This window comes from Candidatus Sulfotelmatobacter sp., from assembly GCA_035498555.1.
Classification (GTDB): Bacteria; Eisenbacteria; RBG-16-71-46; order RBG-16-71-46; family RBG-16-71-46; genus DATKAB01.
This window is the reverse complement of the sequence record DATKAB010000099.1, coordinates 1-13791: the sequence shown is the minus strand read 5'-3', so window position 1 is coordinate 13791 and position 13791 is coordinate 1. Positions and strand designations below refer to the sequence as shown.

Below are 13791 nucleotides of genomic sequence, written 5' to 3'. Positions count from 1 at the left end.
CGCCGCCACGGCCACTCTCGCCGGCGGCACAATACCAAGAGCGGTCACCGTGCAAAGGAGCAACAGGCATCGCATGGTGGATCGAACGCCCTCCCGAGGATAGTCTGGACAGATTAATCGGCCGGAAGGCCTCCCGGACAGAGCTTCCTCGCCGGGAGCTTCAGGTCCCGGTCAATTCCGTCCCGCGGCCGAGCCGATTACCGCTCCGGCTGCGCGTCTGGGCTGAAGGGTTCTGCCGCCACCCCGCCGACCCGCTGTCCGGCGGTCGACACCATCGATCGGAGAGATGGAAATGACGCGTGCCGTGACGCTCCTCGCCCTCATCGCGGCCCTGGCCTCGTTCGGCTCAGGCCCGGCCCGCGCCGATCAGGCTTCACCCCCGCCGGGCCTCGATTCGCTTCCACTCTGGCAGCCACCCGCCGAGTACCACGTGAAGATGACCGTCAGCGGCCCGCAGGGGGACGCCGTCATCGATCGCTACATCTCGAACCAGCGGTCGCGAATGGATCTCTCGGCTCAGGGGCACGAGATGAGCATGATCGACACCGGCGACGAGCAGGAGACCTACTACTCGCTGATGCACGAGCAGAAGATGGCGATGAAGGATTCGTGGAAGTCGTTGCCTGGTGGAGGCAATCCCGCGAGTCGCGACTCTTCGAAAGAGCGCGGTGCGGCGTCGCTTCACGCCACGCTGCTCGGCCGCGAATCCCTCGACGGCCGGCCGGCGCTCAAGTATCGCGTCGAGACCTCGGAGGGATCGGCGACCGCCTGGTTCGACGCCGCGCTCGGCGCGCCGCTGCGCATGGAGTCCCCGAAGGGCGTCGTGACCTTCTCGCTGCCCGAGCCCGGACCGCAGAAGGCCGAACGGTTCGAGGTCCCCAGGGACTACCAGGTGATGGACCTCGGCGCGATGCGCTCCCAGATGTCGGCGATGATGCCGGGCGGACTGTCGTCGCTGATGGGTGGAATGGGCGGCATGGGCGGCATGGGAAGCGTGAGCGGCATGGCCAAGAGCCGCCTCGCCGCCATGGGGCACGACGCGGCCACTCAGGCCGGCGGCGACCTCGGCGCCTCGCTCGGAGCCGGCGTCGGCGGGCCGATCGGCGCGATGGTCGGGCGCTACCTGGGTCAACGTGCGGCCGGCTGGCTCGCGGACCGGGTCGAGGGCAAGGTCCTGGGCGCGCCGAGCGGCGGAGGGGGAATGGCCGGGCCCATGGGCGGACCCGGCGGGTCAGGGCTCCCGGCGGGCAGCGTCTCGATTCCGCTGGCGCGAGGACATCACTGAGGGCGCGCTCGCGGTTGCCGGCGCGACCGACGACCTGTTAGCGTCGCGCGTCGAGATGAGCGTGCTTCGCAACCTGCTGTTGGCCGGATCCGAGAACCCCTGGCTTCGCGAGCAGGCCACTCGCCAGCGCTTCATTCGACGCGCGGTGTCGCGCTTCATGCCCGGCGAGTCCTTCGATGAGGCGCTGGAAGCCGCCCAGCGACTGCGCCGCCAGGGCATGTCCACGATCCTCACCATCCTGGGTGAGAACGTCTCCGATCGCGCCGAGGCACTCACCGAAGTCGAACACTACGACGACGTGCTCGCGCGCCTGGACGGCAGCGGGCTCGACGCCGAGATCTCGGTCAAGCTCACGCACCTCGGCCTCGATCTCGATCTCGACTTCACCTGCGAGAACGTCGAGAAGATTGCGCGGCTGGCGGTGGCCCGGAACACCCGGCTCTGGATCGACATGGAAGGCAGCGCCTACACCGATCAAACGATCGAGGTGTATCGGCGCGTGAAGGCGCGCGTCCCCAATCTCGGCATCGCGCTCCAGGCTTACCTCCGGCGCACCGTCGCCGATCTCGAAGCGCTGCTCCCCTCGGGGCCGGCGGTGCGTGTGGTGAAGGGCGCCTACCGCGAGCCCGATGCCATCGCCTTTCCGCGCATGGAGGACACCTGCCGGAGCTACCTCGCGCTCTGCGAGCGACTGCTCTCCCCCGAGGCGAGGAAGGCCGGCGCCTGGCTGGCGGTCGCGACCCACGATCCGCGCATGCTCGGCGGCGTCCGGGATTTGGCGCGAAGGCAATCGGTCCCGAATGACGCCTTCGAATTCGCGTTGCTCTACGGCATCCGTCGCGACCAGCAGCTCGAGCTGGTGCGCGCCGGACACCGCGTGCGCGTGCTCATCAGTTATGGCACCCACTGGTTCCCGTGGTACATGAGGCGGCTGGCCGAGCGCCCGGCCAATCTCTGGTTCGTGGCGCGCAGCGCCTTCGCCGGCTGAGACGGACCGAGCGCGCTACGGGAGACCGAGCGCCTCGCGGGCGAGCGGACTGTTGGGAGAGCGCCTGAGCAGCTCCCCCGCCGCCAGGCGAACCATGGCGCTGTCCCGCCGCTTCATGGCCGTCGAGACCAGCACCGCCCAGGTCGTGGTGTCGCCGGGATCGCGACGTGCGGCCTCGAAAATCGCCGCTTCCGACGCTTCATAGCGCCCGCGCTGCGCCTCCGCGACGCCCAGCATGCGAAAGAGGCGCGGAGTGGGCTGATCCACGATCGCCTGATCGAGAGAAAGCGCGGCGTCGTCCCAGCGTCCGAGCGCGGCGTTGCGGTCGCCGAGGAACTCCCAGGTCTTGCCGCGCTCGGAGGGGCTTCGCGCCGGAGGCCCCTTCGCAAACGCGTGCGCCTGCGCGAGACCGCGGTCGGTGTCGGCCGCCGGTCCCAGCCACAGGCCCGCCGAAAGCACCGCGCCAAAGGCGAGCGCGACCGAAAGGCCCGGGGTGAGCGCCTGGGGGGCCGACGACGCAAGCGCCGCGGCGCTCAGGATCGCGAACACCGTGCCGGGAATCGCGAACACGTCCCAGTCACGGAACAGTCCCTGCTGCGGATGTACGAGCAGCAACATCGCCAGCGCCGGAATCGCGAAGGCGAGCACGGCCGCGGGTGCGACGACGTCGTGGCTCGGGGGGCGCCGATCGCGCACGAGCCTCGCCAGAAGCAAAGCGGCCACCGGCGCGAGCGGCGCGTAGGCGAGCACCACATTGAGCATGTCGAGCAGATGAAGTGGCGCGAGCGCGGCCGCCAGCGGCCCGCCCGCGCCCCTCACTTCGGGTCCGCCGAGGTGGCGAGTGAGATCGAATCCCAGCAGCACGCGCGCGAAGCGGGGCGCCCACACCGCCAGCAGCGCGAGCGGCGCGAGGGTGGCGGCCAGGAATCGCGGGTCTCGAGCCCGGATTCGACCCGTGCGCCAGGCGACCCACAGAGTCGTGGCCCACGCCGGCGCCAGGATCAGCGACGAGCGATGCGTGGCGAGCGCCAGCATGAGCGCAGCCGAGAATCCCACCGCGGATCGGCCGGCGCGCAGCAGCCGAATGCCGAAGCAGGCGAAGAGCAAGGTCAGCAGACAGAGGTCGCCCGGGCACTTCGCGTAGCCGGTGAAGAGCGCCAGGGTCGAACCGCCGAGCAAGACCAGGGTGACGGGCAACGCGGCGCCGCTTCCCGCCGACAGCTCCCGCGCCAGCGCCAGCGCCGCCACGGCCAAGCCACCGGCTTCGACCGCGCCGAGCCACCGCGCCGCCTGCGGGGCATCCGCCGCCCAGCCCCAGCCCGCCAGCCGCCGCGGGAGATCGATGTGCAGGAGTCGATCGAGCGGCAGGGACTGCGGCGAGATGGTCGCGATGTCGCGGCCGGATTCCAGCGCGCCGGCGCGCAGCAGGAAGTCCCCGACGTACCAGGTGCGATCCGGCAGCGCGGCGACGCATGCCATCGCGGCGATCGCCAGCACGATCGCCATCCCCATTCCGCGCTCGCTGGCGGCCCCGATTCGCTCGAAGGCCGGCGCCTGCCAGCGCGCGACCGGTGGCAGCAGCGCGAGCGCGGCCAGCGCCATCAGCACGCTGCCGAGCGCCGGCGCGGTGAAGCGCAGCCCCTGCAGGCTCCAGACCCAGGTGCCGGGCGCGGGGACCAGCGCCGCGCGAATCACGACCAGTGCCAGCAGCCAGACCCACAGCGCCATCGCCCGGTCGCGCGTGTTGCGGTTCGGCGGCAGGGGCTCCGGTTCGCGCTTCATCAGCGCCGGATCATAGCGAGAGTCGGCCGATGCCGACCAATCCCGCGGCGGCTCGTGCTACGATCCGCCGCCCGGCTCGCGCCGCGATCCTGAGCCGATACCGACACCCAGCTCACGAGGAAACCGATCGCATGACGCGTATTCGCCCCACGCTCACGCCGCTGGCCGCGGGTCTCACGCTCTCGCTGCTTGGTTGCTCGCTGTTCGCCGTCAGCGTCGCCGGCGCCGATCCTCGACCGCGCGACACCATGAACGCCGCCGACATCCGTCTCGCGCTCGAACGACTGAACGTGGTGGGTTCGGTGATGTACGTCGCCGCGCATCCCGACGACGAAAATTCCGGATTGCTCGCCTATCTCTCCAAGGGGCGCAAGGTGCGCACGCTCTACCTGTCGCTGACGCGCGGCGACGGTGGACAGAACCTGATCGGCAACGACACCGGCGAGCGCCTCGGCGTCATCCGCACCCAGGAGCTGCTGGCCGCGCGCCGCGTGGACGGAGCCGAGCAGCGCTTCACGCGCGCGCTCGACTTCGGCTTCTCCAAGAATTCCGACGAATCCCTGGCGCTCTGGGGGCACGACCGGATCCTCACCGACGTGGTGTGGGCGATCCGGCGCTTCCGTCCCGACATCCTCATCACGCGCTTCCCGCCCGACAGCACGGCGGGCCATGGCCATCACTCGGCCTCCGCGATCCTCGCCGCCGAAGCATTCCGCGCCGCCGCCGATTCGACGCGCTTCCCCGAGCAGCTGGTGCCGGGCATTCGGCCGTGGCAGGCGAAGCGCCTGCTCTGGAACGTGTTCCGATTCGGCGCCGCCGGACCCGACAACACCCCGGGACGTGTACGCGTGGACATCGGCGCATACGATCCGCTGCTCGGGCGATCCTATTCCGAGATCGCCGGCGAGAGCCGGAGCATGCACAAGACTCAGGGCGTCGGGGCGCCCCAGCGCCGCGGCAGTTTCACCAACACGTTCGTGGTGCAGGATGGCGAGCCGGCGTCGAAGGATCTGTTCGAGGGCGTGGATCTCACCTGGAAGCGCTATCCCGGCGGCGAGCGGGTGATCTCGCTGGTGCAACAGGCGATTCACGACTACGACCCCGACCACCCGTCGGCGCTCATTCCGCTGCTGCTCCGCATTCACGGAGTGATCTTCGCACTGGGCGACGATCCGCTTCTGACCGAGAAGCTCGCCGAGGTCTCCGAGCTGATCCGCTCCTGCGCCGGATTGTGGGTCGAGGCGATCGCCTCGGCGCCGATGGTGAGCGGCGGGGCTTCGGTTCAGGTCGTGAGCACGGCGATGCCGCGCACCGCTTCGACGCTCGACATCGAGCGCGTCGAGCTGACCGAGCCGGGTCTCAATCCGCAGGTGCTGGACACCCACACCGGATTTCGCGAGTTCGTCGCCAACCAGGCGATCAGCGACACCTTCCGGCTCACGATGCCGCGCGACGCGCAGTCGGCCCAGCCCTACTGGCTGCGCCGGCCCTCGCCCGGGCCCTGGTTCGAGCTCGAGGATCCGCTGCTCACCGGCGTCGCCGAGAATCTCCCGTCGTTGAGCGTCAAGTTCTACGTGGAATCCTCGGGCGAACACATCCCGATCGAGGTCCCGGTGGTCTACCGCTGGGTGGATCCGGTCGCCGGCGAGCGGTATCGCTCGCTCGACCTGGTGCCGCCGGTTTCGCTGTCGCTGGATCAGGGCGCCTACCTCTTCCCCGATCTCAAGCCACGCCCGATCGAGGTGACCGCGCGCAGCGTGGACGTCCCGGTGATCGGCGACGTTTCGCTCGAGCTGCCCGCCGGCTGGAAGTGCGCGCCCGAGAAGGCGGCGATCCGGCTCACCCCGGGTGAGGCCGACACGCTGGTGCGCTTCGTGGTGACGCCCGGTTCGAACGCCGGCTCGGGGACGGTGACGGCCTCGATCCGGACCGACGACGGCCGGCAGTGGAAACAACAGCGCCTCACGCTCGACTATCCGCACATACCGATCCAAACGCTGCTGCCGCCCGCCGATGCGCACCTGGTGCGAGCGGATCTGCACATCGCCGGACGGGAGATCGGCTACGTCATGGGCTCGGGAGACGTCGTGCCGGAGGCGCTCGAGCAGATGGGATTCCACGTGACGCTGCTCGACGACGACATCATCGATCGCGGCGACCTCTCGCGATTCTCCACCATCGTGATCGGGGTGCGCGCCTACAACACTCGACCGCGGCTGCTGGCGCGACAGAAGCGCCTGCTCGACTGGGTGGCGGGCGGCGGCCGGCTGGTCGTTCAGTACATGACGCCCGACAACGCGCTCGACAATCGGATCGGGCCCAGGCCGCTCAAGATCTCGCGGGACCGGGTCACGGTCGAAGGCGCGCCGGTGACCGTGCTGCTTCCGAAGCATTCGCTCGTCACGACGCCGAATCCGATCGGCCCACGCGACTTCGAGGGATGGGTCCAGGAGCGCGGCCTGAGCTTTGCGGGCCCGTGGGATCCGGCCTACCAGGCGGTGCTCTCGTGTCACGATCCCGGGGAGCCGCCACGCGACGGCGGCCTGCTCTATCTCCGGTACGGCAAGGGTGTCTTCATCTATTCGGGATACGCCTGGTTCCGCCAGCTCCCGGCGGGGGTTCCCGGCGCCTGGCGACTGTTCGCCAACCTGGTGAGCAGCGGCAAGTGAGCGAGCCCGCCGACCGAGAGGAGCCGCCGCCGCTCGGTAGCTGGAGCCGCTGGTACGCCCTGGTCGTCATCGATCTGCTGCTGACCATCCTGCTGTGCGGCTGGCTCTCGCGACTGGCGTCGTGACCCGGCCCGTCCCAGTCACCGGCGGGGACCGATCGTGAGCCTCGTCGACTGGGTGGTGCTGTTCGGCGCGCTGGGTTTCTTCGTGGCGTTCGGGCTGTGGCGCAGCCGCGGCGAGCGCAACCTCGACGATTACCTGCTGGCGGGACGGGCCTTCCCCTGGTACGGGGTGGCCTTGTCGGTCATGGCGACGCAGGCCAGCGCGGTGACGTTCCTCTCCACGCCCGGTCAGGGATTCGCCGATGGGCTGCGCTTCGTTCAGTTCTACTTCGGCCTGCCGCTCGCCATGATCGTGCTCTCGGTCACGGTGGTGCCGATCTTCCATCGCCTGCGCGTCTTCACCGCCTACCAGTATCTCGAGCAGCGCTTCGACGGCAAGACGCGTACGCTCGGCGCCGCGCTGTTCCTGATCCAGCGCGGGCTGGCCGCCGGCATCACGATTTACGCGCCGGCGCTGGTCCTGTCGGTCATTCTCGGCTGGCCGGTGGGTTCGACCTGTCTGCTCCTCGCCGGGCTGGCGGTGGTGTACACCGCCACCGGGGGCAGCCAGGCGGTCGGTCACACCCACATGCTGCAGTTCTCGATCATCATCGCCACGCTGCTGGTGGCCTTCGCGGTGGTGTTCTTTTCGCTTCCGCCGGGAATGAGCGCCGGCGACGCGCTGGCGCTGGCGGCGGCGGCCGGGCGCACCCACGCTCTCGAGCTGCGCTTCGATCCCAATGACCGCTACAACCTGTGGTCGGGTCTGATCGGGGGCTTCTTCCTGCAGCTCGCCTACTTCGGCACCGATCAGTCGCAGGTGGGCCGCTATCTCACCGGGCGCTCGATCACCGGCACCCGGATCGGCTTGCTGTTCAACGGCCTGGTCAAGGTGCCGATGCAGCTGCTCATCCTGTCGCTGGGGGTGCTGGTGTTCGTGTTCTATCTGTTCCATCCCGCGCCCGTGCACTTCAATCCCGGCGAAGCGCGCCGGCTCTCTGTCGGGCCGTACGCGCTGGAGTACCGGACGCTCGAGAGCGACCAGCGCGCGCTGGAAGTCGGGCGCGAGCGACATGCCCAGGAATTCCTGGCCGCCCGGCGCCATCGAGACGCCACGGCTCAGGCGGTCGCGCGCACCGCCCTGCTCGAGGACCAGCAGCACTGGAGCGCGCTTCGCGCCCGGACCAGCCGCCTCATCCAGACCCGGGATCCGTCGGCGAATCCGAGCGACACGAACTACGTGTTCCTGTCGTTCGTGCTGGCGCATCTACCGGTCGGGTTGATCGGCCTGGTGTTCGCGGCGATCTTCGCGGCTTCGATGAATTCGACCGCCGCCGAGCTCAACGCTCTGGCCTCGACCACGGTGGTGGACGTGATTCAGCGCCTGAACCCGGCCGCGGGCGCCGGCGCGCGAGGGCTGTGGCTCTCGCGCCTGGTCACGATCGGCTGGGCCGCCTATGCGGTGGCGTTCGCGGAGAACGCCAGTCGGCTCGGATCGCTGGTCGAGGCGGTCAATATCCTGGGCTCGCTGTTCTATGGCACGATCCTGGGCATCTTCCTCACCGCGTTCTACGTGCCGCGCGTCCGAGGCACCGCCGTTTTCACGGGCGCGCTGGTGGCCGAGGCGGTGGTGCTCGCATGCTTTCGATTCACCGGCATCTCGTTCCTCTGGTACAACCTGATCGGGTGCGCGGTGGTGGTGGGTGTCGGGACACTGGTGCAGGCGTGGCTGCGGCCAGCGACTCGGGAGTCGGTATGATGAACGCGCTGATGCTTCCTCCGCTTGCTTCCGAGTGGCTCAATCTGCTGCTGCGCTGGATCCACGTGCTCGCCGCGATCATGTGGATTGGCGATTCGCTGCTGTTCATGTGGATGGACTCGAGCCTCTCGCCTCCCAGCCGGCCCCGCGCGGGAGCGGTCGCCGGCGAGCTGTGGATGGTGCACAGCGGCGGCTTCTACGAGGTGGTGAAGCGCCGCTCGCTGGCTCCGGGCGAGATGCCGGCGACGCTCTACTGGTTCAAGTGGCAGGCCTATACCACCTGGATCACCGGACTGCTGCTGTTCGTGGTCGTCTACTACATTGGCGCCGGCGCCTATCTGGTGGACCCGGCAGTTTCGCGTCTCGGGCACGGCGGCGGGGTGGCGGTGAGCCTGGGACTGATGGCGGCGAGCTGGATCGCGTACGACCGCCTGTGGGCCTCGCCGATCGGGGCGCGACCGAGGGTGGCCGTGGCGATATCGCTCGCGCTGCTGGCGGCGGCGGGTTGGGCGTGCGTCACGTTGTTCGCGAGTCGCGCCGCCTATCTCCAGTTCGGGGCCATGATGGGCACGGTGATGGCGGCCAACGTCCGCTTCCGCATCATTCCCGCGCAGGATCAGATGCTGGCGGCCACGCGCGCCGGCACCGCGGTGGACCTGAGTCTCGGAGTTCGCGCCAAGACCCGCTCGATCCACAATCACTACCTGACGCTGCCGGTGCTCTTCACGATGCTGAGCCAGCACTTTCCCGGCACCTACGGCGGGCGATTCGCGCTGGCCTCGCTCCTGCTGCTGGTGGCGTTCGGCATGGCGCTCAAGTACGTGATGAACGAGCGCGGGAAGAGCAGTCGCTGGGTGATGGCGGGTGGCGCCGCCGCCCTGATCGCAGCCATCGGGCTGGCTGCGAACAGTGAACGGGCGCCGGCCGCCGATCCCTCGCTCGGGAATGGCAGGGAGGTGCGGTTCACGGAAGTCGAGGCGATCCTCCAGCGGCGATGCGTCAACTGTCATGCCTCGCATCCCGCGAATCCGGCTTTCCCGCAGCCTCCCAACGGGATCATCCTCGAGGACCCCCGGCGCGTGCGGGCGCTCGCGCCGCGCATCCTGGTGAGGGCGGTGACCACGCGCACCATGCCGCTCGGCAACCTCACCGGGATGACCGACGAAGAGCGTCTGACGCTCGGGGCGTGGATCGCCCAGGGGGCGAGGATCGACGCCGGACCGCGCTGAGGGCCGGTCAGACGGAGCGGGAAGGACCGCCCCGCGCGCCACCATCTCCCACTTGACCCCGCGCCGGACGGGCTAGAAACTTACCCCGCATGTTGGAACGGATTCGAGTCCCCGATTGGCGGCACGCCGCCGTCCTGGCCGCGCTGGTGCTGGCCGGTGCCCCGCGCGCCGGGAACGCGCAGCTTTCGCTCCCGACCGGCTTCAACGACGAGCTGATCGCGAACGGTCTGGGGACGCCGGTCAGCATGGTGTTCCTGCCCGACGGCCGGCTGCTGGTCACCGAGAAGGATCAGGGTCGGCTGCGGCTGGTGATGAATCACTCCCTGGTGCTGACGCCGGTCGCGACCCTCGACAGCCTGCGCGTCAATTCGGAGTCTGGGTTGCTCGGGGTGGCGGTGGACCCCGGCTGGCCGACACGCCCCTACGTCTATCTCCAGTACAACTGGAGCGGCGGCTCGGTCATGCGGCTGGTGCGGTTCAAGGTGACGGGCGACCTCTATGGAACCGGCAGCGGGCTGATCCAGGTGGATCCCAGCTCGCGCTTCGTGATCTTCAACGATCTGCCGGACGCGAGCGCCAATCACAACGGCGGCACGCTCCGGTTCGGCCCGGATGGCATGCTGTACGAGAGTCTGGGGGAGGACGGCTTTCCCTGCGACGCACCGCTCAAGAACACGATGCGCGGCAAACTGCTCCGTTTGAACGTGCAGAACATTCCCGACGGGCCTGGCTCGCTCGCCAGCTTCGCGATCATCACCCCGGCCGACAATCCCTTCGTCGGCGACAGCGATCCGCATTCCCGACTGGTGTGGGCCTATGGGCTGCGCAATCCCTGGAATTTCCACATCGATCCCGTCTCCGGACAGATCTTCATCGCCGACGTCGGCCAGAACAGCTACGAGGAACTGGACATCGCCGATGCCCCCGGGCGCAATTTCGGATGGCCCGCCTATGAGGCGTTCTCCAACTATGGCCAGGTGTGCACGCCGCAGGACTCGACCGGCGCCACGCCGCCCGCGTTCGCCTACGACCGGCGGTCGTTCCTGAACGGCGCGGCGATCATCAGCGGCGGCGTCTACCACCGGCCGGCATCCGGCGACGCGCGCTTTCCGCCCGAGTACGAGGGCGACTACTTCTTTTCCGACGAGAACGAAGGTTTCGTGCGAAGGCTTCACAAGGGCGCCGCAGGTTGGACCCTGGCGGATCCCGTGCCCGGTCAACCCAGCACTACCGACTGGGGGCACATCGTGGCCAACGGGCACATCACCGATTTCCTCGAGGCCGCTGATGGCTCGCTCTGGTATTGCAAGTACGCGCAGGGCACCTCGAGCTTCAGTGGCGAAATCCATCGGATCTACGCCACCACGAATACCTCGGTGCCGCCGCAAGGGCCGCACACCCTGGCGCTCGAGCGTCCCGTCCCGGTTCCCTCTCGCGGGCCGGTCTCGACCGCCTTCACGCTGCCGGAGGCTGCCAGCGCCCGGCTGATGGTGCTGGACGTGGCCGGCCGGCTCGTGCGCACGTTGATCGGGGGCGAGACCTTCGCCGCGGGACGCCACGACGCGCACTGGGATGGACGCGACGAATCCGGTCGCCTGGCGCCCGCGGGCCTCTATGTGCTCAGGCTGGTGACGCCACAGGGCGCCGTCGAGCAGCGCTGCCTGCTCGCTCGCTGAACCTTCTCGAGCAGAATCCGCTTGCGCGCCGGAGCCCGCGCGGGGATAGTCTCCCTCCTTCGGTCGCGTCTCGAGTTTCTGGAACGCGGCGACTTGCCGGAACTCATGGCGAGCCGCCGGAAGTTCCCGGCGACCCGCTCCGAAGTGCCGGTCATCCCGACCGGGCGCGGCCGCCGCGTTTCGGCGGCGCCAGTGTGGGGCCTCGTGCCCCGTGTGCAAGGAGTTCGGTTGTGGCACGTGGGACGGTGAAGTGGTTCAACGACGCCAAGGGCTTCGGCTTCATTTCCCAGGAAGGCGGGGAGGATGTGTTCGTTCACTTCTCTGCCATTCAGGGTGAAGGCTTCAAGACCCTCGCCGAAGGGCAGGCCGTCGAGTTCGAGGTGACGCGCGGTCCCAAGGGTCTGCAGGCGGCGAACGTCCGCAAGGCCTGATGTAACGGCCGGTGAGCCGGAAACGAGCGAGGGCGGCGGGATGACCCGCCGCCCTCATCGCTTTCAGAGTCGAACGACTACTTCACGTACAGAGCCTTGAGCCGGCCCCAGGTGGTGTTGCCGGTCGCGGTCACGGGATCCCCGAACGCCTGGATGCGCTGATTGTTGCTGTCGGCGCAGTAGACTTTGGGATCCATCGCGCCGTCCGGGCACGCGTCGCGAAGCACGTTGAACTGGCCGTCGGACGAGCCCGAGGTGCCGAACTTGGTGAGGAAATTGCCGCTCGCGTCGAAGATCTGAACGCGACGATTGTTCACTTCGGCGGTGTAGACATTCCCCAGCACGTCGAGATTGATGCCCTGCGGAGCCGAGAAGAAGCCATTGGCGCTGCCGTTGCCGCCCCAGGCGTTGACCAGGGTCTCGCTGCCCTCGTCGTAGACGACGATGAAGTCGTCACCGTAGTCGCAAACGTAGATGCCATTCGAGTTGATGGCGATCCCGCGCGGCGTGTTGATCAGGTCGGCCTGGCCGAACTGGGAAACATAGGTCCCGGCGCTCGTGAAATGCTGAACGCGCCCGTTCTGGCCGTCGGTCACGTAGATGTCGCCGCTGCTGTTCACGGCGACGTCATACGGGGTGCGGAACTGTCCATTGCCCGAGCCCAGCGATCCGAACTTCATCAAGAAGGCACCCGACGGGCTGAACTTCTGAACCCGGTTGTTGCCCGAGTCCGCAACGTAGACATTGCCCGAGCCGTCGATACCGAGGCCGGTGGGATTGAGGAATTGGCCATCACCGCTGCCGGGTGAACCGAATTGATTCACGAACCCGCCGGTGGGATTGAATTCCTGTACGCGGTAATTGAGCTGGTCGACCACGTAGACGTCGCCACTCGGGGCAATCGCCACACCGGTCGGGAAGCTGAACTGTCCGGGACCGCCTCCCGCGGATCCCCACTTGAAGAAGAACACCGGCGTCACCACGGCGTGGGCGGTGGCCGCCAGCATCAGCGCAGCACCAGCAGCAACGAGGACACGATGCAGTTTCATGGATGCGTACTCCTCTCCTGGCTGAGGCAATGACATGGGCCGACTCTCACGACCCCGGGATGAAATAGCGAATCTTCGATGCGGAGACATCAAGATCGTATCAACCGAAAGCGCGCCTCCTTACGAACGCGAAGGTCGAGCGGCCCGGTTCTGCGAACCAGCCGCTGCACTCTGTTCGTGGCTTGAGAATGCGCCGCCGCCGGCTCTCGGACCGGCGCGATCGCCCTCTGCCTGGTGAATTCTTCACGCGTGCTCGGTTTGGGGGAAACGCGAGCGTTCGCGAACCTCTATCGAGGCGAGATCCACCGGCTCCGAATCATGCTCGACTTACAATCGAAAGCTAGACCTGCAATTGACCAGCGTCAATTATTTGCTCCGGACGCGGCATCGCGTGCGACCAGCGGCCGGCGAATTGCTGCGGGGGGAGGATAGCTCCATTTCGATCAGGTTCGGCGCGCAATCACAACCGCATCACAACTCGTCACAGATTCGCAGAAATAGTCGCGCAGGAGGTTGCCTTTGTTCGACGGTATGAATCGAGTGGACTTGGAAGTCCTCACGGCGACATGTCCGCTCATTCTCTGAGAGAATGGTTGTGCGGCGAAGAATGTTGACGGCCGGATCGGGAGTGCGCCGATCCGGCCAGTTCGTTTCGGTTAGACCGCCAACTTGAGCGAGTGCTGGCGGGGATTGAGGATCGGGCTGGTGGGCACCGCTCTTCGGTAGTACTCCTGCCAGGGCTGGGGCAGCCCCACTCGCTGCGGGAACAGCCTCCACTTCAGGATCTCGCCGACACTCAGGGGCCGATCCCTCAGCCCGAGC

The 13791-nt window shown here is 68.1% G+C and carries 10 protein-coding genes; 8 read left to right on the top strand and 2 right to left on the bottom strand.

The window, feature by feature from the left end:
- Positions 1-292: 292 nt before the first annotated feature.
- Both VMJ70_09235 and VMJ70_09230 read left to right on the top strand, forming a co-directional pair.
- On the top strand, positions 293-1285 hold the full coding sequence (locus VMJ70_09235; protein HTO91301.1) for a DUF4412 domain-containing protein: 993 nt from the start codon (positions 293-295) through the stop codon (positions 1283-1285).
- A gap of 61 nt (positions 1286-1346) precedes the next feature.
- The gene (locus VMJ70_09230) at positions 1347-2273 is read left to right on the top strand and encodes a proline dehydrogenase family protein (GenBank protein HTO91300.1); all 927 of its coding nucleotides are present in this window, start codon (positions 1347-1349) and stop codon (positions 2271-2273) included.
- A gap of 15 nt (positions 2274-2288) precedes the next feature.
- Here VMJ70_09230 and VMJ70_09225 read toward each other — a convergent pair whose 3' ends face one another.
- On the bottom strand, positions 2289-4055 hold the full coding sequence (locus VMJ70_09225) for a hypothetical protein (GenBank protein HTO91299.1): 1767 nt from the start codon (positions 4053-4055) through the stop codon (positions 2289-2291).
- A 131-nt stretch (positions 4056-4186) separates the two neighbouring features.
- Here VMJ70_09225 and VMJ70_09220 point away from each other — a divergent pair, with 131 nt between their 5' ends.
- From VMJ70_09220 to VMJ70_09195, 6 genes are all read left to right on the top strand, one after another.
- Positions 4187-6724, top strand: coding sequence for a PIG-L family deacetylase (locus tag VMJ70_09220; protein ID HTO91298.1), 2538 nt, complete (start codon positions 4187-4189; stop codon positions 6722-6724).
- Positions 6721-6849 carry a hypothetical protein gene (locus VMJ70_09215; protein HTO91297.1) on the top strand — a complete coding sequence of 43 codons (129 nt, stop codon included), beginning with the start codon at positions 6721-6723 and terminating at the stop codon, positions 6847-6849. Before VMJ70_09220 ends, VMJ70_09215 begins: the two co-directional genes overlap by 4 nt.
- A gap of 34 nt (positions 6850-6883) precedes the next feature.
- Entirely contained in the window at positions 6884-8584 is a 1701-nt protein-coding gene (locus VMJ70_09210) for a sodium:solute symporter (protein ID HTO91296.1), read from the top strand.
- Positions 8581-9813 carry a urate hydroxylase PuuD gene (locus tag VMJ70_09205; protein ID HTO91295.1) on the top strand — a complete coding sequence of 411 codons (1233 nt, stop codon included), beginning with the start codon at positions 8581-8583 and terminating at the stop codon, positions 9811-9813. The genes VMJ70_09210 and VMJ70_09205 overlap by 4 nt, the downstream gene beginning before the upstream one ends.
- 89 nt (positions 9814-9902) lie before the next feature.
- On the top strand, positions 9903-11489 hold the full coding sequence (locus tag VMJ70_09200; protein HTO91294.1) for a PQQ-dependent sugar dehydrogenase: 1587 nt from the start codon (positions 9903-9905) through the stop codon (positions 11487-11489).
- A gap of 230 nt (positions 11490-11719) precedes the next feature.
- Complete coding sequence (locus VMJ70_09195; protein HTO91293.1) at positions 11720-11920, top strand: cold-shock protein; 201 nt, start codon at positions 11720-11722, stop codon at positions 11918-11920.
- Between the two features lie 77 nt (positions 11921-11997).
- On the opposite strand, the gene VMJ70_09190 is transcribed toward VMJ70_09195, so the two are convergent.
- On the bottom strand, positions 11998-12969 hold the full coding sequence (locus VMJ70_09190) for a hypothetical protein (protein HTO91292.1): 972 nt from the start codon (positions 12967-12969) through the stop codon (positions 11998-12000).
- Positions 12970-13791: the final 822 nt, after the last annotated feature.

Excerpts from the sequence above, each read along its gene's own strand:
- VMJ70_09205 (HTO91295.1), top strand. The coding sequence starts at position 8,581 with ATGATGAACGCGCTGATGCTTCCTCCGCTTGCTTCCGAGTGGCTCAAT.
- VMJ70_09200 (HTO91294.1), top strand. The coding sequence starts at position 9,903 with ATGTTGGAACGGATTCGAGTCCCCGATTGGCGGCACGCCGCCGTCCTG.
- VMJ70_09235 (HTO91301.1), top strand. The coding sequence starts at position 293 with ATGACGCGTGCCGTGACGCTCCTCGCCCTCATCGCGGCCCTGGCCTCG.
- VMJ70_09190 (HTO91292.1), bottom strand. The coding sequence starts at position 12,969 with ATGAAACTGCATCGTGTCCTCGTTGCTGCTGGTGCTGCGCTGATGCTG.
- VMJ70_09220 (HTO91298.1), top strand. The coding sequence starts at position 4,187 with ATGACGCGTATTCGCCCCACGCTCACGCCGCTGGCCGCGGGTCTCACG.
- VMJ70_09225 (HTO91299.1), bottom strand. The coding sequence starts at position 4,055 with ATGAAGCGCGAACCGGAGCCCCTGCCGCCGAACCGCAACACGCGCGAC.